Below are 19,883 nucleotides of genomic sequence, written 5' to 3'. Positions count from 1 at the left end.
CATGGGTCTTATTAAACTTGAAAAAGGTCAGATCCTGCATAAAGCCGGTACAGATATAGTTTCTACTGTGGAAGTTCTGGTCAAGGGAAGTCTTAAAATTTCCAATCCCTACTCTTCCATCAATGCCGGTGTCGGAACTTTCATAGGCATCGTCGAACATCCGGGCAAGCCCTATAACTACACTATAGAGGCTTTAGAGGAGTCCGCCGTCTATTCGTATCCGTATGAGTCTGCTGCAGACATTCCCAAAGTTGTAAAATCAAATCCTAAGATTGCTCCAATCCTGGCTTCACAGTCAACGGATACGGCTGCGCTTGTCTGCGCTGTCTATGATCAGCAGTTTGACGATGCTGTCAAGGAATACGATCAGATCATGGCTGACTACGCAGATTATCCTGATCTGTGCATCAAGGTCGGTGAAATTGCAAAACAGTTCCCGGAGATCGATGAACTGATACCTCCTGAACGTTCCAAAAAAATTCCCCAATGGACAATAGATTTCATTAACTCACTAAAAGAGAATGAAGCCGTACTGAAAAAGACGCTCTACCCTCTCAACATCGATATTGCCACCGGAATGGTAATGAGCACTTTCAATATCTACTTCACAATTTCCGATGAAGTAGTTCTTTTAAACGAATACAGAAGGTCTCTGAAAAAGAAAGCCGCAGGTTTTATTTCTGCCATGAAGGTCATAAGAGCAAGGCTCTCTGACCAGGAAAAAGCGGCAAGCGGTGAAGGTGAACCTACAGTCACTGTCGTGAATGCCCTGGCAACAATACTTTCCTATTCAGGTGTCAGCAGCGAAGTTGCTGCTGTGTTTGAAGAACAGATAACAGCATTTAAGGCAAACGAAAACAGATACGATTCATCAGACGAAGCAAGAGCACTCAGAAGAAGCATCGGATCTACTTTCTATAACATTTATCTCCCGGCCTTTTTAAAGAGCCTTACCGATGAAAATGTTCCTACAGAAGTTAAGATGTTCTTCATGTTCGGATTTGTTGATGAGGAGCTTGCAGGCGATAAATATACCACTATCCTCTACAACATGGCCAAGGCCTATATTCCTGATCCAAAAGGAAACGTTTTTACAATATATGAATGGCTGAAGAAGATATTCATGCTGGAGGTTGAACCTTCAAGAAATGAATTCGATCAGGACTGGCCAACATATCTGCGCGACCAAAAGACAAGCGGGGCCATAAATGAAGCTCAGATGGAAGCCATGTTTGGCAATCCTCAAAAGAGGCTTGAATTTGAGATTCACAATCTCTTTTCGCTGGGCAACAGAATGACCTTTGGACGTATATCCTCTTTTGTTCCCGTCTTTGACTCTCAGAATGTCCTAAGGCCTCTGGATATGGCATATCAGACATCAGCCAAGGTCAATGAATACTTTGATATGATACGCAGTATCGATTACGGTGTGTTCTGCAGACAGGCTGTTTATTCAAATACTGATATCGGTATTACACAGCTGTATTACGACGATGACATTACTCCTTATATGATCCTTATGCCAAACGTCGGAAGCCGCGCAAGCCTCTGGCAGGAAATAGACGGCAAAAACAGAAGAACCAGGGCACGTATGATAGTCTCGATCTTTAATACCGAGAACACCGAAGAAGCCATGATCAAGCTCTTTGGCGAGTTCAGGTGGGAAATGTGCAAGACTGCTCAAGGCGTGCATTGGAACGACGTCACAGACCCGTCACTGACATCGATGTACTGCGACTATTTGCAGTTCTTTAAAAAGAACTCTTCACTGTCCGCAGAAAATAAGGAGAAGTTAAAGACAGACCTCAAGAAATACAGCAATAACTACAAAAATGTCTTTATCGCAGACTATCTCTCCTATATTAAGTTTGAGTCCGCCGGTTCACCAAGGCTCAACAAGGTCGCCAGAGAAATCCTGTTTACCTTCTGTCCGTTCTCGAAAGAAATACGTGAAAAGATCGGCGATAACCCTCAGTATACAGAACTGATCAATCACTATCAGGCTCATATGGGAAATCTCATAAAGCCCATTACAAACATAATCCACAAGCTGAACAAAGAGGAAATCGATGTCCCGCCGGAGGTGACAAATCAGCTCAAACATCTTCAGAAATAAAAACATCCCCGAGCACCGTTCATACCGGCGTCCGGGGATTTCTTTTGCAATATGTTTTCTGCTTATATATATTAGTTGAGTGCCTCAACAGCGTCAATCATAGCATCTGTTGAATCACCGTTGAATGATGTTGCTGCGAATGCGAGCATGTAGTCACCCTTCTGAAGGTTAACCATCTCGTTGTGGAACTCAATGCCGTTGAACTCACCGTTCATCTTAAGAACCTTGTGGTTTTCTCCTGCAACTTCCTTCTCTACAACATCGTATGTGATGTTTGAGATACCCTGAGCCTCAAGAGCTGACTTAGCCTGGCCTACGCTTGCTACAAGAACAGCTTCCTCATCAAGGATTGCGTTTGCAAGTGATGCATTTGACTGTACTGTTACGTTAACGTTGTTAAGACCTGTTGAATCAGCAGCATAAGCGATGATTGTTGCTGTTCCGTCCTCGATAGCCTTAGCAAGAAGCTTGTTGTCTGAAAGCATGTCTGCTGTTAAACCTGTGATCTGAGCAAGAGCTTCATCATCAACAAATGCGTAACCATCAAGAAGGTTAAGCTTAACACCGAAGTACTCGTTTACATAGGAATTTCCCTCAACTGTACCTACTGAAAACTCACCTGCTTCTTCCATTTCTGCCTGAGGCGCCTCACCCTCAGCACTAACCTCAGCAGCCTGCTCCTCAAGAGACTTCTCATCTTCAGAAGATGCCTCAACAGATTCCTCAGCTGTAGCCTCTGCAGACTCCTCTGCCTGGACCTCAACTGCAGGCTCATCAACCTCTGCACTCTTACCGCAGGCTGAAAGAGCCATAACCATTGTCATTGTCATTGCGATTGCAATAAGTTTTCTTTTCATAATTCTCTCCTCTACATAACTATTTGTTTCTTCTAAAAACACAACATCGAATAACTTAACAGATATGAGAGGATTCAGCAATGAACAAAATTACCAAAGTTGTTTCATTTATTGTAATAATTTTCTATCACGGATTCTATGCACTTTCTTGACTCAACAGCTGTTTCAGGCTTGGTATCTTCAAGGGTTGCATGGATAAAGGGCTTATTTTCAAGCGCAAATCGTATGATATTCGTATAATCCATATCGCCGAATCCGCATCCCACGCTCTTTACTTTATCCCCCTCAAGAAGGCAGTCTTTCAAATGGATCATAGCCACATCCTTACCGATTATATCGATGGCTTCATCTATGACTTCCATCCTCCTGTCATAATTGTCCGTCCATAACAGATTAACCGGATCAAATATTATCTTGAGATTAGGCGATCCAATGCGATCCAGAACCTCTCTTGCTCTTTTTGCATCGTAGACAATATGTCTGTAAACCGGCTCAATAGCAACTATGACTCCGAATTTCTCTGCACATTCCACAACCGGGCGAAGATTTGTTATAAAGATCTCAAGTGCCTCCTTTGAATGGCAGGCCTCTTTGTCATATGTATAACCTTCATTGGGAGCTCCGGTCTCAGTTCCGACCATTCCGCATCCTGCTATAGAAGCAAAGCGGATATGAGCATAGTATTTCTCCTGGATTTCAGCGAGTTTCTCGGCATTGGGATTAGCCAGATTTAAATAGCACCCCAGAACCGCCATATCAAGATCTGCCTTTCTGAGGGCATTCCTTAAATACATTGCATATCCCGGTGTAAGGGCATTTGTATCCGCAGTAAATCCCGGAACCTTGGACAGTGCCAGGTGGATGCAGGAAAATCCCTGTCGTTTTACTTCCTGTAACCTCTCCTCGAAGGGGAGCTCTTTTACATCGTGAAATCTGATTCCAAGCTGTATCATTTTGTCATCTCCATTCTGTAGAATATTCCTTTTTTATCCATAAGCTCTTTTGCAGTGCCACACTCTGCCACTGTGCCTTTGTCTATTACAACTATCTTGTCAGCCTTTTCAATCGTAGCAAGCTTATGGGCAACTATAAAGGTAGTGCATTTATTTGACATATTTTCCAGCGCATAGGTAACCTCTTTTTCCGAAAGAGCATCCAGAGCAGATGTTGCCTCATCAAGAAGGATTACCTTCGGGTGTCTGATCAAAGCTCTCGCGATTGAGATTCTCTGCTTCTGTCCGCCTGAAAGCTTATCTCCGTGCTCTCCCACCTTCGTTTCAAGTCCCATGGGCAGCTTATCGATCACGCTCTTTAAGCCCGACTCCTCGATAACTCTGTCAAGCTCAGCGTCAGTAATGTCGCTGGTTCCGTAGAGTATATTATCTCTTATGCTTCCGGAGAAAAGAATTGTATTCTGTGGAACAACAGCAAGGTTCTTTCTGTAGCTCTGAAGATTTATGTGACTGAGATCCTTATCGTCAACGAGGATCCGTCCGCTTGTAGGCAGTCCGAATCCGACAAGAAGATTCATAATAGTTGACTTACCTGCTCCGGATTCACCTACAAACGCAACAGTCTCGCCCTTATTAACACGAAGATTGATATCATGAACAGTATATTCATCGCTGTCCGGATATGAATAGCCGACATTTTCAAATGTGAAATTGCCCTCAATATCTCTAACTTCCTCTTTGTCCGAACTGTCCTCAACATGCTCAAATTCAAGGATTTCCCCAATACTGCTCACAGACTCAAGGCCTTTGGATATCACAGGAAGAAGTGTCAAAAGAGATGATACCTGTCCTACTATGGATGTGAAGTAGCTCTGATAAAGAACAACATCTCCGATCTGCACTCTGCCTTTAACGGCCAGTATTGAAGTAAATGCAAGGCACAAAACCTGAAATATCTGGAAGAACGCCCAGCTTACCGCTCCGAAATTGCCCTGAATGATATCAAGGTTATACCCCGCCTGGGCAATGAGGTCCACCTGAGTATCCATCCTCATTATCTCCTCATCTTCCAGCGCATGAGCTCTTGTCACGGGTACCAGTTGTACCATCTCCATGACCTTGGCAGAAGTCTCTTCCATTTCCTTCCTGAATTTCTGATTATGCTTCTTGATAGGCTTTTTAAAGGTAACCACCAGCAAAGCTGCAAGAGGTACCATGAACAGGAAAAAGAGAAATACGACTATGCTCTTTGTTATCGTTACAGCCAGTGCCACTGACATGTTGATAATGATATTGATCAGCGAAACGAATATCTGGTCAGAAAGCGTCTCAACCGCCTCAACATCCCTTATAACCTTGGACTGAAGCCTTCCCGAGAGCATATCCTTTTGATGTGGAATGGACATGACCTGGATCTTGTGCACCAAGGCACTTCTAAGTCCCGCTTCCACCTTTCTTACCGACTTGCTCCTGAAATGAATATGCAGATAGTTCATCGGCACATTAAGTATCAAAAGAAATACCATCAGAACTATATTAAATATGATCAGTGTAATTACATTTGGTCTATGGTCGGTCACCGCATTTATGATGTTTACTGTCACGATAGGCAGTATCCATACCGGAGAGTGCTTTATCACATAAAATACAGTGGACCAGAAAAAGTTGTGGTACATCCCCTTATAAAACCCGATCAGGGTCATCAGAGGATTTCCCTTATGTTTTTTGTAGCTGTCAAAATAGACATCTGTATCCAGTTTCATTGGTAAACCTCAAATCATCTTGTTTTGTATGTGTTATATAACATTATACCTGTCATTGGAGAAGGTTACAGTAAGCTCGTTATCTCCTTCATAAACGTACATTCCAACAAGCGCTCCGGTAAATCTCTTACCACGGCTAAGGCCTTCGTCACACAGGTAAAAGACATTTTCAAGAGTCGTATGTTCAAGCCTTGAGTCACCTTCGTTTATATTGTAAGAAAGTCTTCGTTTCAGGCCGTCAGTATCCATATAGAGCTTTATTGAACCTGTATCACCGGCCAACGCGTCTTTTGACAAAAGAAATCTGTCCTCATCTCCTATGTGTTCATTGGAATAGACAAAAAGGCTCCCGTTCTTTTTTGTCACTCCGAATTCAAAGAAGGTGTTTTCATCGTAGTAGCCGGTTATTCCTGCGCTCTGTCCCTCTGTCATATCCGGTAAATCCATGGTTACCGAATATGAAAAAGCAAAGGATGTCTGCCTTCTGAGAACTATATTCCTGCTATCCACACTGTTAAGCGGCGCTTTGCTGCCACGGATCCTAAAACAACTCTTATCAGGATCACAGTATACATCTCCTGCTCTAAAAGGCCTGGAAGTCATATATTCCATGTAAAGCCCGCATGGAGAGAGTATCTGTTCCGGACCGGATACGATCTCTTTTCCGGAAGTCTCTTCCATATCAGGGAATGGCTTAACCTGCATTGCAGAAGGTCCATTTAAGCCGTTCACTACAGGCCATCCGTCTGCTGTCCAGGTGACGGGATCAAGTGCCGTCTCTCTTCCAAGTATACTGTAGCCATATCCTATCTGCCTTCCGCACAGATAGACCATAAACCATCTGCCGTCTTCTGTCTCTACAAGATCGCCGTGTCCGCATCTCTGGATCGCTGCACCTTCATCTTCCTGCCTCATTATAGGATTGTATGGACAGGGTTCATAAATTCCGTGCAGCTCTTTTGACCTTGCCACCGTTACTCTGTGTCCAAGACCTGTTCCTCCCTCAGCTTCCAGAAGATAATAATAGCCGTCCTTCTTGTATAAATGAGGTCCTTCCGGAGCTCTCTTGTAATCTCCGTAATAAAGAAGCTGAGCATCAGATATCTTACGGGTTCCCGACTTATCCAGCTCAAATATCCTCGCTCCACGGTTTAACAGCATATATCTCCTGCCGTCATCATCATTAAAAATACTGGGGTCAATTCCATCCTCATCGATGAAAACAGGCTCGGTATACGGACCTTCCGGTCTCTCTGAGCTTACCACTATCTGCCTTCTGTATGTGGGCGGAACATCATTGAGTCTGTAAGTTGCAGTGATATAAAAGCGCCCCTCATAATATGAAATGTCAGGAGCCCAGTAGCCGCGCCCGCCTTCAAGTTCATCAAGATGCGCCCAATCAGGGTTTGTTATTGCATGTCCTATTATCTCCCAGTGTATGAGGTCCCTTGAATGAGATATTGGAATACACGGGAAAAAGATAAATGAGGAATTTACCATATAGTAATCAGAGCCCACTCTGACGATGGACGGATCCGGATAAAAGCCTGTCCGTACAGGATTATGGTAGAAGTCCTCATATTTATGGCCGTAGCGTTCCTCAAGATATTTCTCAATCTCTACCCTTTGTCCGTGAACCATATCCCACGGGGTCACGAGATCTGCATCTCCCGCAAGGGGATCCATTCCACACCTCTCCACAAGATATTTAAAAGCCTCAATCTCACCCGATTCAGCTCCGTAGTGAAGCACATTTCTATGCTCATCATCATACTCATTAAGGCTTATCCGTGAATACTCAACAAGGTATTTAATAATTTCCGGATTCCCAAGCCTTGCAGCTTCAAACAGAGCCTCTTTGCTTACCAGTGATGGCTCGTTTATCAGAATATCCTTTAGTTTGTCCAGATCATTTTGCCTTATTGCATCAATCATAGGATTTCCTCTACAACAAAACTCTTAAAATCAGCATATCCCTCCGGATCATTACCGGTTCCCGAAGACAGAGCAAATATTCCAAGCTTGGCACCGACCCAGGTGTGATCTGACGGTGTAAAATCGATTCCAAGATCTATCATGACGTTTTCATTATCTGCGCCCGGCTCAAACATTAGCGTACGGTCAAAAGACAGATACACCTTCAGTTTCATCTGCTCACTGTCAGGTTTTGGGGTTACGTTTTGAAAGTATGTCTCCCCTCCTGTAAAGGTCATGATCCATTTTATGTTCTTAAGTGCATAGTCAAAAGACTCATTGTTTTCTTCAACTGTTTTCTTAAGAGGTAACGAGAGATCAACCACTTCAGTCTTGGCGTTATCATCGCCCTCGGAATGAATTGTCTTTACAAAGTACTCTCCGTTTTCATCCCTCTCAATAAAAGCTGCAACGTATTGGCCGCCTGTCATGCAGACTCCGGCACGCTCTCCCTCTTTCAGCCCCGATGCATCCATAACAGTTTCTTCTTCAAATGCCGGATATATGAGCTTCTGAGTCAGCACATTGGCGCTGCGCCACAGTATTGGCTTCTCCTCACGAGATGGATTTTTGCAAAAGAGCCTTAGGCCATCCGAAACAGATCCATCTTCATCTGTCACTTCTCCGTAGAAACTATCATCATGATCCCCCATCCACTGCCACTGCATTCCAAGGCTACCCATGTAAAAATCATCCGATGCCTCCAGATATACGGGTTCATCGTTTGTAAACACAGGCTTATCCAGCTCATAGGCAGGTTCTCCGATTCCGTCTTCATCAAGATCTGAACCGACAACAGGCCAGCCACTGTCCCATGTGACATACTGGAGATGACAGATCCTTCCGTACAACCCTCTGTCCTGAAAGTGAAGGAAATACTCTTTTCCGTCAGGCGTATCAACAAGTCCGCCCTGGTGAGGTCCGTTTATTACAGTATTGCCCTGATACATAACCGTTTTGATCTCATACGGGCCGTAAATACAAGTTGATCTGAGTACCACCTGATAGCCTTCTCTTACACCCCCTGCAGGTGCCCAGATGTAATAATAGTCACCTCTTTTATATACCTTGGGCCCCTCTATGGTTACAGCGGGGTTCTTTGGGTCATTGCCATCAAATATAAAGTGGTCTTCGCTTATTGCCTCAAGACCGTCGGGACTCATTTCAAAGATTCCGAGTATGCTCTTAAATCCAATCCTGCTCTTGGCATAGCCATGGATGATATATGCCCTTCCATCTTCATCCCAGAACGGGCACGGATCAATCAGCCCCTTTCCTGCGAGTACCAGATGCGGCTCATACCACACGCCAAAAGGATCTTCAGTTCTTACAACGTAGTAGCCTTCATCCGGCATTCCGTAGTATATGTAGTACATTCCCTCATGGAATCTTATAGAAGGTGCCCAGACACCCTCTGAGTGCCTTGGAATCTTAAAGCGCTCCTGACCTATGTTTTCCAGAGCATAGTTAACCAGGCTCCAGTTCACAAGGTCTTTTGACACAAGAATTGGAAGCCCCGGGGTGTAGTTAAAGCTGCTGGCAGTCATAAAGAACGTATCTCCGACTCTTATCACATCAGGGTCGGAGTAATCAGCAAAAAGTACAGGATTTCTGAATGTATATCCAAGATCAGAATATGTTTTCATATTTTTCTCATCCGTTTATCTCTATTTTTGTAGTGTCTTTTACAAACCCGTCATCCGCAAGGAGGGATGCATAAACTCCGCCAAGCTCCAAAAGTCCCTTTGCAATCATTCCTGCATAAAGCATAGCCCCCTCATACTTTAGATGGGAGTTGTCAGTTTTACCTTCAGGTGCCCACTCTGCTTCTCCCGGCTCCAGATTCATGTAATATTTCTTCGAAGCCTCATCTCCCGTTTTGGCAAGAAATTCCCTGCTCATGGTGAAAAGATCTATCACCGGAACATCCAGTTTTTCGGCAGTCTCCTTCATTCCAAGCACATATTCAGTATGCTCCGAGGGTTTAAGCTTTCCGTTTTCGTCAAACAGTCTTCTCTCAACCGATGTTATAAAGACTGGATAAGCTCCCTTGTTTCTTGCGACATTTACAAACTTGCCAAGATTTACTGTAAACTCCCCGTGAGGATCGGTATATCGTGACGGGTCATTTATCTTTTCATCATTGTGTCCGAACTGGATAAAGAGAAAATCTCCCTTTGTGATTTCATTATAAATAGGCGCAAGTCTTGATTCGTCAATAAAACTCTTAGTGCTTCGTCCGTTTACCGCTCTGTTGCAGACTGCCACATCCATTGCTGTAAACCTGTCAAAAGCCTGACCTATTCCTGTCTGAGGATAGGTTGATGCCTTATTGGTGGCTACCGTTGAATCTCCCGCCCAAAATATGTGTCTCATTTTCTGCTCCTTCAAAAACAGCCGTCCAAGCTATAAACCTGGACGGCCTGTTTAAGTATACATATTATTTTAAATTACTCTTTTACGGCTCCTACGTTAACACCCTTTACGAAGTACTTCTGAAGGAAAGGATAAAGAAGCATGAAAGGAAGGATCGCACATACAATTGCTGAATAGTAAAGTGTACTCTGTGATACCTTATATGCTGTTGTAGGCGTATCTCCGTCCATGACCATAACTCTCAGAATGTACTGGAAGTTAACCTGATCACGGTTTGTGATATAGATCTGTACTGTTGAATAATCGTTCCATACGGTTACCGCAAACATAAGACCGATTGAAGCAAGAGCTGCCTTTGAAAGAGGAAGCACGATCTTGAAGAAGATTCCCATAGGGGAGCATCCGTCAATCTTAGCTGCTTCAAACAGTGATCCGGGGATACCTTCAAAGAAGTTACGCATAAGAACGAGGTTGTATACGTTCATACCATGCTTAACAACAAGTACCCACATGTTATTGGTAAGACCGAGCTGTTTCATTACCAGGTACTCAGGGATCATACCACCTGAGAAAATCATGGTGAAGAGCAGGAAGTATGCAAACAGTGTTCTTCCGGGCATCTCATACTGTGACAAAACGTATCCACCAAGGGTTGACATTACAAGACCGAGAAGTGTTCCGAAAATAGTTGTGATAACTGAGTTAAGGAATGGTCTGTAAAGCTTAGCTGTATGAAGGATTGTTCTATAACCGTCAAGTGTTGGTTCATTAGGGAAAAACTGGAATTTGTAAACACCAACAGCATTGAAGGAATCAACAACAACCTTCCAGATTGGGAAAAGAACTATAAGTCCCAACAAAATAAATACTATGTAATTTACTACATCAAATGCATCGGTCTTTTTCTTACGACCTGCACCAAATTCTACTCTCTTTGCCATCGTAAGCCTCCTTAAATAATACCGCGACCGCGGACTTTCTTGCTGGCCCAGTTACAAATAAGTACCAGTGCGCATCCAACAAGTGACTTGAAAAGACCTACCGCTGTAGTATATCCATAGTTAGGGATAGCTGTCATAAAGGTCTTACGATAGATGTATGTTGAAATAACATCTGAAACAGCAAATACTCTGTTGTTGTACATAACGAATACTGACTCGAAGAGGTTAAGAACCTTAGCCAGATTCAGGATAAGTACGATAATGATCGTGTTGAGAAGCTCAGGAACTGTTACGTACCAGATCTTCTGAAGTCTTGTAGCACCATCGATATCAGCTGCTTCATAGAGCTCGGGGTTGATTCCTGCAAGGGTTGCAAGGAAGATAACTGTTCCCCAACCTGTCTCCTTCCAGATATTTACCAGATAGTAAACAGGTCGCCAGAGCGTAAGCTCATGCATGAAGTCAATACTCTCTTTTATAAGTCCCCAGCTCTTAAGTGTTTCATTTACGAAACCTGTTGAAGAAGTTGAAAGGAAAAGAGTGAAAATAGCTGCTGTAACTGTCCATGACATAAAGTGTGGCAGATAGATTACTGTCTGCAGCACTTTCTTGGCAAACAGATTTGCCATCTCATTGATGAAGACAGATACAATAACAGCAGTACCTGTTGTTATCAGCAGCTTTATGATTGAAAGCTGAAGTGTATTAAAAAAGGCTTTCCAGAAATCCGCATCAGCGAACATCTTCTCGAAATGTTTTAAGCCTACCGGTTCCATTTTCTTAAGTGTGTAGTCATAAAAAGCGTATCTTACGCCCAGCATTGGCCAATAATAGATAATAAGAACATATATAACTACAGGAAGAAACATAAGGTAAAAACCTCTGTGGTTCCATATACGCATACCCAAAGGCTTTTTGTTTATAGTTTGACCTGTGGATGTAACCTTTTGTGTTTTGCTCATTTTACTGCCCCATTCATATAAATACTTTTGTTGATTGCGGTGAAATAAAGGATTTCTTTAAGGTTCTGCATGGGCACCCGGATGGATGCCCATACAGATTATAGATAGTTTAAAAGAATCTGTTTTGAAAAAAGAAATTACTGTGCATTAAGCTCGTCAAGGATCTCTGTGATTGTATCGCCCCACTTAGCCTGGTACTCAGCGATAGCATCCTCTGCGCTCTTCTTGCCTGCAACAACCTCGTTCATAAGAGTTGTCTTATCTGTTGCAAGATCAGCCTCAACCTCTGTGAGGATCTCTGATGAAGGTGACTGAGGAGCATCTACACAGTTCTCTGTGAAGAACTTGTTACCAGCCTGTACAAGCTCGTCATTATCTACGAAACCGTTTGTAAGAGGAGCAATAACAAGTACCGGATCAAGGTGATTCTTCTTCCATACAGAGTTAGGGTCGTTAGGAGACTGCTTAAGGTGGAACTCACCCTCTGCATACTCGTAATCCTTCTTCTTGTCAGGATCATCAGGGTTAGTTGTGAATGACTCAGCGTGTGTTGACCAGTGAACATCCTCAGCACCATATGTCCAAAGTGTCTGAACCTTGTCACCATCAAGCATTGTCTCGATAAGTGCATCGAAGATAGCCTGCTCACGAGAGTTGTCGCCGTCACCATCATCTGTGATTACCCATACAGGAGCCTCACGGTTGATGTAACCGCCCCATGTATCTGTGATCTCCTTGATAGGAGGAAGCTGTACAAGTCTGTCATCGCCAAGATCTGCATCAACGTCGTTCTTGTCAAGGTTATCTGTAAGAGTTCTAAGCCATGTACCAGCCCAGTAAGTGAATACACCTTCTGATGTTGTCTGGTCATTTGAGAACCATTTCTCACGTGCTGTCTTTGTTGAAGCTTCCTCAGTATCCTTATCGATCACGCCATCAGCGTAGCCCTGAGCAAGTCTTGTAAGAGCATCGATTGTAGCCTGCTCCTGGAATCCGTCAACCCACTGTCCGTCCTTCTGGTAAATAGCCGGGTAAGCACCCTGCCAGAACTCAGGCATGTAGTTGATGTAAGGAGCCTCGTCAAGCTTACCGAAGCCTGCTGCGATAACACCTGTCTGGCCATCCTTTGTGAAAGCCTTGAGCATGTTGTAGTAGTCATCGAATGTCTTGATGTCATCAACCTTAAGTCCTGCAGCATCGAGCCATGACTGCTTGATGTAAGTAACACATCCGTTACCGTATGTAGGAGCGAAAGCGTAAAGCTCGCCGTTTGCAGTCTTCATGTTCTCGTTGATTGAAGGAAGTGTGATCCTTGACTGGAACTCTGCGTTTGCATAAGCATCAGCCATGTTCCAAAGGATACCTGTGTTCTGATACTGCTTGAACATTGTTGCGCTCATGATAAGAGCATCAGGATACTGTCCGTCACCGGGCTGTCCTGTTGTAAGGAGCTGAGCTACATTGTCCTTGTAACCTGAGTGCTCAGGCTGGTTGATGTGAAGCTTGATATCGTGACCAATCTTCTCTGAAACAGCTGCTTCCCACTGCTCAATGAAAGCATCCTGTCCGTTATCAACGTTAGCTGTAAGTGTTCCGTCTACTGTGATGTAGAGGTCTGTGAGCTCATAGCTGCCAGCCTCTGCTGTGTCAGCTGACTCTGTAGCTGTAGCATCAGTTGTCTGAGCTGCTGTGTCAGTGCTCTGGCCGCCGTCTGTTGCTGCAGGTGCAGACTCTGATCCGCATGCTGCAAGAGAAGCTACCATTGCTGTTGAAAGAATTAATGATAAGACTTTCTTTTTCATTTAATTTGTTCCTCCCAATTAGAATTTTTGAAAATTAAATGTAAGCACTTTCATTTGCTTATGTTTGTACTTTATCATGTATCTGAAAGCATTGCAAGTACAAATTTTGTATGATTTGTAACAATCTCCTTAATTTTTTGTCGAAAGTGGCATTTATAAGCCAGTTTTGGAAAGTGCTTACATGTTAAAATTTACAAAAAATTTATTTAAAGTGTCACTCCTCTTTTCCAAATTGCCATATCATGGAAGCCGGCCAGTTCACTTTTTAACTTTTCACCGGATGCTGTCCTTACAATTTTGTCAAAAAGCTCATCCGTCAGCTCTTCAAAGGTCTCTCCATCCAATATCCTGCCTGCACTGAAATCGATCCAGTTGCTCTTCTTATTGGCAATTGTATTGTTGCTGGCTATTTTCATAGTAGGAACAGGACATGCAAAAGGAGTTCCTCTTCCTGTTGTAAAGAGCACTATCTGAGCTCCCGCACTTGCCAGTGCTGTTGCTGCACAGAGATCATTCCCCGGTGCGCACAGGAGGTTGAGTCCTGTAACATCAGTCCTGTCACCGTACTCCATGACATTCATTACCGGATAATCTCCGGATTTCTGTGTGCATCCAAGTGACTTATCTTCAAGGGTTGTGATTCCTCCTGCCTTGTTTCCCGGAGAAGGATTCTCATATATAGGTTCACCCTGCTTTGTAAAGTATTCCTTAAAGCCGTTTATCATATTAACGGTATCTTCAAAGGTCTTTTCATCCTTGCATCTGTTCATCAATATGGTCTCTGCACCAAACATCTCAGGTACCTCTGTGAGGATGCTTGTTCCGCCGTATTCTATGATGCGATCGGAGATCCTTCCGACCAGAGGATTTGCTGTGATACCTGAAAATCCGTCACTTCCGCCGCACTTAAGACCGATGATAAGCTTTGACAGATCTGCATCTGTTCTCTCATCTGAAGATGCGGTATCTATAAGCTCTTTTAACAGATTAAGTCCGTCCTCCATCTCGTCATCAGACTTCTGGCAGACAAGGAACTTAACTCTGTCCTTGTCATACTCTCCTATATAAGGCATAAGAACATCGATGTTGCTGTTCTCGCAGCCAAGTCCGAGAACAAGAACCCCACCTGCATTCGGATGTTTTATAAGGTCAGAGAGGATTGTTCTTGTATGTTCCTGGTCATCTCCTGTCTGTGAGCATCCATAGTTATGTGTGAAAGCAACAACTTCATCAATGCTTCCCTTTACATAAGAATTAGCCTGCTTGGCCAGTGCGGTTGCAATGTTGTTGACACAGCCTACTGTGGGGATTATCCATATTTCATTTCTGATTCCCACTCTGCCATCGCCCCTTACAAAGCCCTTAAACGAGCCCTTTCTGCTGGCCATCTTAGCCTTTTTCTCTGGAACATATTCAGGATCGGGCTGATACTTATAATCAAGGATTCCCTCAAGGTTAGTCTTGATGTCATGAGTATGAACCCATCTTCCTACACTGATCTGTTCCGTTGCATGGCCGATTGCATAGCCGTACTTAACAATGTCTTTTCCCTCAGAAATATCTTTAATTGCCATCTTGTGACCTGCAGGAATGTCTTCCAAAGCCTCTACAACCGTGCCGTTCCCCAGAGTAATATCCTCACCCTTCTTCAGTTCTTCAAGGCATACAACCACATTGTCCTCGGGATGAATCTGCAAAAATTTACCCATTTGTAACCTACCCTTCTTAATCATTGAAAACAAAATTGTAAGCGTTTACAATAAAATCATATCTTTTCGCAAGTCACACGTCAACAAATTTTTCTATTGTATTTGCCATAGTAGTCCTGTATAATACATTTTGAAAAAATTATGAAAATGCTTTCATAAAGGAAAGAGTTGGAGGGTATACAAAATGAAACAATTTATGGACAAGGATTTCCTTCTGCAGTCTGAATCTGCCAAGAAGCTTTACCATGATTATTCAGAGAATATGCCTATCCTTGACTATCATTGCCACATCAGTCCCAAGGAGATAGCCGAGGATCGCCATTTCGATACAATCACTCAGGTATGGCTCGGAGGAGATCATTACAAATGGCGCATGATGCGCTCTTTCGGCGTTGATGAAAAATATATCACAGGAGATGCTTCAGATAAGGATAAATTCCTTATGTTTGCAAAATGCCTTGAGAAATCCGTAGGTCACCCGCTTCATCACTGGGCACACCTTGAGCTTCGCAAGTATTTCGGATATCAGGGAGTTCTTAATTCCAAGACAGCTGAGGAAGTTTATGATCTTTGCAACAAGGTCCTTCAGGATCCCGCAACCAGCGTAAGATCTCTTATCAAGGCTTCCGGTGTAACACTTATCTGCACAACAGACGATCCTGTTGACACTCTTGAGTGGCATGACAAGATCAAGGAAGATACAACTTTTGATGTTAAGGTCCTTCCTGCATGGAGACCCGACAAGGCTAAGAATATTACCAAGCCAGAGTTTACATCATATCTTGAGACACTTTCACAGGTGAGCGGAGTTAAGATTGACTCTTTCAAGTCTCTCAAGGAAGCTCTCAAGGTAAGACTTGATTACTTTGCTTCAAAGGGCTGCACTGTTACAGATCACGCACTTGAATATGTAATGTACTACCCTGCTACCGATGAAGAGGTAGAGGCCATTTTTGCAAAGAGACTTTCAGGAGCTGAGCTTTCCAAGGAGGAAGACCTGAAATTCCAGACAGCTTTCATGCTCTTTGAAGGAGAAGAGATTGCAAAGAGAGATTGGGTAATGCAGCTTCATTTCGGATGCAAGCGTGACAACAACACTCCTATGTTTGAGAAGCTCGGTCCCGACACAGGATATGATTCAATTGATGCTTACTATCCTATGGGTGAGCTTGCAGATTTCCTTAATGCTCTTCATGTTAAGAATTCCCTTCCAAAGACAATTCTTTACTCACTTAACCCTAACGATAACAAGATCATCAACACCATGCTTAATTGCTTCAACGAAGGTCCCGCAGTTGCCAAGATCCAGCAGGGAAGCGCATGGTGGTTCAACGACAGTAAGTTCGGTATGGAAGAACAGCTCAGATGTGTTGCAGAATCCAGCAACCTCTCAGGATTTGTAGGAATGCTGACAGACTCAAGAAGCTTTACTTCTTACACTAGACATGAGTACTTCAGAAGAATCCTCTGCAATTATCTTGGATCTCTCGTTGAGAACGGCGAGTACCCATCAGAGGATCTCGATATCCTCGGTGAGATCGTTAAGGATATCTCTTACAACAATGCTGTAAGATACTTTAAATTCCCATTGGAAGTGAGATAATTTATGGGCAACCAGATGACAATTTATGACATTTCCAAAAAGGCCGGAGTTTCAATCGCTACCGTCTCCCGCGTACTTAACGGAAGCACTAACGTTAAACCCCGTACCCGCAAGAAAGTCATGGATATAATTGAACAATACGGCTACAAGCCTAATGCATTCGCCAGAGGCCTTGGTCTTAATTCAATGAAGACCATCGGTATCCTCTGTGCGGACTCATCAGACCTGTATCTTGCCAAGGCCATCTACTACATTGAGCAGAAGCTCCGTGAAAACGGCTATCACTCAGTTTTGTGCTGTACCGGTTACGAGGTGGAGAACAAAAAAGAATCTGCTAATCTCCTGCTCTCTCAGCACGTAGATGCAATTGTCATGATAGGATCAAACTTCATCATGAACAGCCCTGAGGACAACCAGTATGTAAGAGATGCTGCAGCTTCTGTGCCGATCATGCTTCTTAACGCAGACTTCGACTGCAACAACGTTTACTGCACCCTCTGCGATGATTACAAGGCAACTCAGGACGCCACAGAGCAGCTGATTACAGGCGGTGCGGAGAACATACTGTATCTCTACAACAGCAACTCCTATTCAGGTCTCAAGAAACTGGCAGGATTTCAGAATGCACTTTTAACTCATGATATTCCGCTCAAGAAGCAGCTCATGCAGTGTTTCAAGGGAAGTCATGAAGATATCGACGGCGTTAAGAGTTTTGTTGAGAATCTTTACAAAAAGGGACTTAAGTTTGATGCCGTAGTCACAAGTGATGACTTTTTGGCTGTAGGTTCAATGAACTTCGCAAGAGCCAATCACATCAAGGTTCCGTCAGAACTGCAGGTAATAGGATATAACAATTCTATCCTCTCCCACTGCTCAGAGCCGGAGCTTTCTTCAATCGATAACAGACTTGAGGATATGTGCATACAGCTTGTTAAGACACTTATTGGAACCCTCACCCAGAATGAAATGCCACAGAAGACGATCTTCTCTGGCGAACTGATAAAGAGAGGTTCCACAAGAATCTGAAACAAAATCATATATACATAAAACAACCGGGATAAAGAACCTTACTTTATCCCGGTTGTTTTATGTATTATTTCTTTTGCTTTTAGCCTTAATAAAAGGACCTGACCAATAAACATGGTCAGATCCCAAAATCTGAGGTTAATTTAGTCAGGCTCCCTTCTCCTGCTCTAATGAAGGCTCTGCTGACTGACTTTTGTCTTCAAATCTTCTGAATATGTTGGCCAGAAGCGCACCTGATATATTGTGCCAAACTGAGAATATAGCTCCGGGTACTGTTGCCATTGCAAGATCAGGGAATGCTGAACCTGCAAGAGATGTAGCAAGGCCGGAATTCTGCATTCCGATCTCAATAGAAAGAGCTTTCTTTTTGGCCATTGGAAGCTTAAGGATAAGTCCAAGTGCAAATCCAACAACATATCCGAGGATGTTGTGAAGGATAACTACTGCAAATACGATTGCTCCTGTTTCAAGGATTCTTGCAGCATTATGTGAAACAACTGCAGCTACAATAAGTGTTATTGCCACTACAGAAATGAGAGGAAGCACATCCGATACCCTCTCGGTATATTTGCCCCAGAATCTGTTAATGATAAAGCCAAGGGCTATCGGAACGATAACAACTTTGATTATTGAAAGGAACATGCTCATAACATCTACAGTTACGCTTGTCTTTAAAAGGAGGTATGTAATCGCAGGTGTCAGGAAAGGTGCAAGCAGTGTGTTTACACTGGTCATGCCGACAGAAAGTGCCACGTCACCTTTACTAAGATAAGTCATAACGTTACTTGCTGTTCCTCCGGGGCAGGTACCAACCAGGATAACTCCGGCTAAAAGACCTGTCTCAAGTCCGAAAATCTTCCCCAGTGCAAATGCCAGAAGAGGCATAATGGTAAACTGGGCGATGCATCCGATAATAATGTCTTTCGGACGTTTAAACACTATGGCAAAATCACTGAATTTCAGGGTAAGACCCATTCCGAACATTACTACCATGAGCAGGTAGTTGATCCATGATGTCTGAATCCACAGACATGACTTTGGCACAAACAGTGCCAGAGCTGCAACTACCAAAACAATGATTGCCATGTACTTCCCAACAAAATCACTTACTCTTTTCATATTCAGTTTTCCTCCTGATCCGTTTTTACAGTTCTGAAGTACAATGAGGACATCTTGTTGCCTCAATGTTGATCTCGCTCTTACAGCGAGGGCAGATCTTGGTTGTAGCTGGTGCTTCTGCTTCTTCCTTGGCAAATTTCTCTGCTACTTTGTTCATGGATTTTACAAGACAAAAGATTACAAGAGCCATAAGAATGAAGTTGATAACTACAGTGATGAAAGTTCCGTAGTTGAGAGTAACTGCACCGGCTTCCTTGGCTGCCTCGAGAGTGGCGTAAGAATTACCGTCAAGACAAACAAACATGTTATTGAAGTCAATTCCACCTGTGATGATGCTGATAAGGGGCATGATGATGTCATCAACGAGTGAAGAAATGATCTTCTGGAAAGCTCCGCCGATGATAACACCGACTGCCATATCCATCACATTTCCACGCATGATGAACTCACGGAATTCAGCCGCAAAGCCCTTGCCTTTGCCGGCCACGTTTTTGATCTTTTCTGTCATATCCTTTTACCTCCACAAAATTTTTTCATACTCTTGAAATTATAGCACAATATGCCTAAAATTAAATAGTGTGCAGGCGTAGTACATCGGTAGTATGTCAGCTTCCCAAGCTGAAGAGGCGGGTTCGATTCCCGTCGCTTGCTTAAAAAAATCCCGGCAAACAATTTGCCGGGA

Annotated in this window: 15 protein-coding genes and 1 tRNA gene; 4 read left to right on the top strand and 12 right to left on the bottom strand. The window is 43.4% G+C overall.

Going from position 1 to position 19,883, the window contains the following annotated elements; all coding sequences use genetic code 11:
• The first annotated feature begins 1 nt into the window (after position 1).
• A complete protein-coding gene (locus tag G590_RS20235) occupies positions 2-2,116 on the top strand; it encodes a hypothetical protein (RefSeq protein ID WP_022763737.1) in 2,115 nt (704 codons plus the stop codon).
• A gap of 71 nt (positions 2,117-2,187) precedes the next feature.
• On the opposite strand, the gene G590_RS0100655 is transcribed toward G590_RS20235, so the two are convergent.
• The 10 genes from G590_RS0100655 to G590_RS0100610 all read right to left on the bottom strand — a co-directional run bounded on the left by G590_RS0100655 (position 2,188) and on the right by G590_RS0100610 (position 15,453).
• Positions 2,188-2,973 (bottom strand): hypothetical protein, encoded by a 786-nt coding sequence (locus G590_RS0100655; protein WP_022763736.1) that lies wholly within the window; start codon positions 2,971-2,973, stop codon positions 2,188-2,190.
• Positions 2,974-3,077: 104 nt separating this feature from the next.
• The gene (locus G590_RS0100650; protein ID WP_022763735.1) at positions 3,078-3,926 is read right to left on the bottom strand and encodes a sugar phosphate isomerase/epimerase family protein; all 849 of its coding nucleotides are present in this window, start codon (positions 3,924-3,926) and stop codon (positions 3,078-3,080) included.
• On the bottom strand, positions 3,923-5,689 hold the full coding sequence (locus G590_RS0100645; RefSeq protein WP_022763734.1) for an ABC transporter ATP-binding protein: 1,767 nt from the start codon (positions 5,687-5,689) through the stop codon (positions 3,923-3,925). The genes G590_RS0100650 and G590_RS0100645 overlap by 4 nt, the downstream gene beginning before the upstream one ends.
• Before the next feature lie 33 nt (positions 5,690-5,722).
• Positions 5,723-7,624: a family 43 glycosylhydrolase gene (locus G590_RS17900; RefSeq protein ID WP_022763733.1), complete on the bottom strand. Its 1,902-nt coding sequence runs from the start codon at positions 7,622-7,624 to the stop codon at positions 5,723-5,725.
• Positions 7,621-9,309 carry a glycoside hydrolase family 43 protein gene (locus tag G590_RS0100635; RefSeq protein ID WP_022763732.1) on the bottom strand — a complete coding sequence of 563 codons (1,689 nt, stop codon included), beginning with the start codon at positions 9,307-9,309 and terminating at the stop codon, positions 7,621-7,623. Before G590_RS0100635 ends, G590_RS17900 begins: the two co-directional genes overlap by 4 nt.
• A 7-nt stretch (positions 9,310-9,316) precedes the next feature.
• Positions 9,317-10,039, bottom strand: a complete 723-nt coding sequence (locus G590_RS17895) for a rhamnogalacturonan acetylesterase (RefSeq protein ID WP_022763731.1) — start codon at positions 10,037-10,039, stop codon at positions 9,317-9,319.
• A gap of 74 nt (positions 10,040-10,113) precedes the next feature.
• On the bottom strand, positions 10,114-10,980 hold the full coding sequence (locus tag G590_RS0100625) for a carbohydrate ABC transporter permease (RefSeq protein WP_022763730.1): 867 nt from the start codon (positions 10,978-10,980) through the stop codon (positions 10,114-10,116).
• Between the two features lie 11 nt (positions 10,981-10,991).
• On the bottom strand, positions 10,992-11,942 hold the full coding sequence (locus G590_RS0100620) for an ABC transporter permease (protein ID WP_022763729.1): 951 nt from the start codon (positions 11,940-11,942) through the stop codon (positions 10,992-10,994).
• Between the two features lie 137 nt (positions 11,943-12,079).
• The gene (locus G590_RS0100615) at positions 12,080-13,744 is read right to left on the bottom strand and encodes a hypothetical protein (RefSeq protein WP_022763728.1); all 1,665 of its coding nucleotides are present in this window, start codon (positions 13,742-13,744) and stop codon (positions 12,080-12,082) included.
• 206 nt (positions 13,745-13,950) lie between these two features.
• On the bottom strand, positions 13,951-15,453 hold the full coding sequence (locus tag G590_RS0100610; protein ID WP_022763727.1) for a UxaA family hydrolase: 1,503 nt from the start codon (positions 15,451-15,453) through the stop codon (positions 13,951-13,953).
• Positions 15,454-15,637: 184 nt separating this feature from the next.
• On the opposite strand from G590_RS0100610, the gene uxaC reads away from it, so the two are divergent.
• Positions 15,638-17,056, top strand: a complete 1,419-nt coding sequence (uxaC, locus tag G590_RS0100605; RefSeq protein WP_022763726.1) for a glucuronate isomerase — start codon at positions 15,638-15,640, stop codon at positions 17,054-17,056.
• A gap of 3 nt (positions 17,057-17,059) precedes the next feature.
• Positions 17,060-18,082, top strand: coding sequence for a LacI family DNA-binding transcriptional regulator (locus G590_RS0100600; RefSeq protein ID WP_022763725.1), 1,023 nt, complete (start codon positions 17,060-17,062; stop codon positions 18,080-18,082).
• Positions 18,083-18,229: 147 nt separating this feature from the next.
• Here the strand turns inward: G590_RS0100600 and G590_RS0100595 are convergent, their stop codons facing one another.
• Both G590_RS0100595 and mscL read right to left on the bottom strand, forming a co-directional pair.
• Complete coding sequence (locus G590_RS0100595; RefSeq protein WP_022763724.1) at positions 18,230-19,201, bottom strand: bile acid:sodium symporter family protein; 972 nt, start codon at positions 19,199-19,201, stop codon at positions 18,230-18,232.
• 25 nt (positions 19,202-19,226) lie between these two features.
• Positions 19,227-19,709 carry a large conductance mechanosensitive channel protein MscL gene (mscL, locus tag G590_RS0100590; RefSeq protein ID WP_022763723.1) on the bottom strand — a complete coding sequence of 161 codons (483 nt, stop codon included), beginning with the start codon at positions 19,707-19,709 and terminating at the stop codon, positions 19,227-19,229.
• A 72-nt stretch (positions 19,710-19,781) separates the two neighbouring features.
• On the opposite strand from mscL, the gene G590_RS0100585 reads away from it, so the two are divergent.
• Positions 19,782-19,852 (top strand) — tRNA-Gly (locus G590_RS0100585).
• Positions 19,853-19,883: the final 31 nt, after the last annotated feature.

Source organism: Butyrivibrio sp. XPD2006 (assembly GCF_000420865.1).
Classification (GTDB): domain Bacteria; phylum Bacillota; class Clostridia; order Lachnospirales; family Lachnospiraceae; genus Butyrivibrio.
Note: the sequence above shows the minus strand (reverse complement) of the source record. Positions and strands in the feature narration are given on the sequence as shown.

What these genes read in the sequence shown, in the direction of transcription:
- G590_RS0100610 (WP_022763727.1), bottom strand. Translation starts at nt 15,453, where the DNA reads ATGGGTAAATTTTTGCAGATTCATCCCGAGGACAATGTGGTTGTATGC.
- G590_RS0100595 (WP_022763724.1), bottom strand. Translation starts at nt 19,201, where the DNA reads ATGAAAAGAGTAAGTGATTTTGTTGGGAAGTACATGGCAATCATTGTT.
- G590_RS0100655 (WP_022763736.1), bottom strand. Translation starts at nt 2,973, where the DNA reads ATGAAAAGAAAACTTATTGCAATCGCAATGACAATGACAATGGTTATG.
- G590_RS17900 (WP_022763733.1), bottom strand. Translation starts at nt 7,624, where the DNA reads ATGATTGATGCAATAAGGCAAAATGATCTGGACAAACTAAAGGATATT.
- G590_RS0100600 (WP_022763725.1), top strand. Translation starts at nt 17,060, where the DNA reads ATGGGCAACCAGATGACAATTTATGACATTTCCAAAAAGGCCGGAGTT.
- G590_RS17895 (WP_022763731.1), bottom strand. Translation starts at nt 10,039, where the DNA reads ATGAGACACATATTTTGGGCGGGAGATTCAACGGTAGCCACCAATAAG.
- uxaC (WP_022763726.1), top strand. Translation starts at nt 15,638, where the DNA reads ATGAAACAATTTATGGACAAGGATTTCCTTCTGCAGTCTGAATCTGCC.
- G590_RS0100645 (WP_022763734.1), bottom strand. Translation starts at nt 5,689, where the DNA reads ATGAAACTGGATACAGATGTCTATTTTGACAGCTACAAAAAACATAAG.
- G590_RS0100620 (WP_022763729.1), bottom strand. Translation starts at nt 11,942, where the DNA reads ATGAGCAAAACACAAAAGGTTACATCCACAGGTCAAACTATAAACAAA.
- mscL (WP_022763723.1), bottom strand. Translation starts at nt 19,709, where the DNA reads ATGACAGAAAAGATCAAAAACGTGGCCGGCAAAGGCAAGGGCTTTGCG.
- G590_RS0100625 (WP_022763730.1), bottom strand. Translation starts at nt 10,980, where the DNA reads ATGGCAAAGAGAGTAGAATTTGGTGCAGGTCGTAAGAAAAAGACCGAT.
- G590_RS0100635 (WP_022763732.1), bottom strand. Translation starts at nt 9,309, where the DNA reads ATGAAAACATATTCTGATCTTGGATATACATTCAGAAATCCTGTACTT.
- G590_RS0100615 (WP_022763728.1), bottom strand. Translation starts at nt 13,744, where the DNA reads ATGAAAAAGAAAGTCTTATCATTAATTCTTTCAACAGCAATGGTAGCT.
- G590_RS0100650 (WP_022763735.1), bottom strand. Translation starts at nt 3,926, where the DNA reads ATGATACAGCTTGGAATCAGATTTCACGATGTAAAAGAGCTCCCCTTC.
- G590_RS20235 (WP_022763737.1), top strand. Translation starts at nt 2, where the DNA reads ATGGGTCTTATTAAACTTGAAAAAGGTCAGATCCTGCATAAAGCCGGT.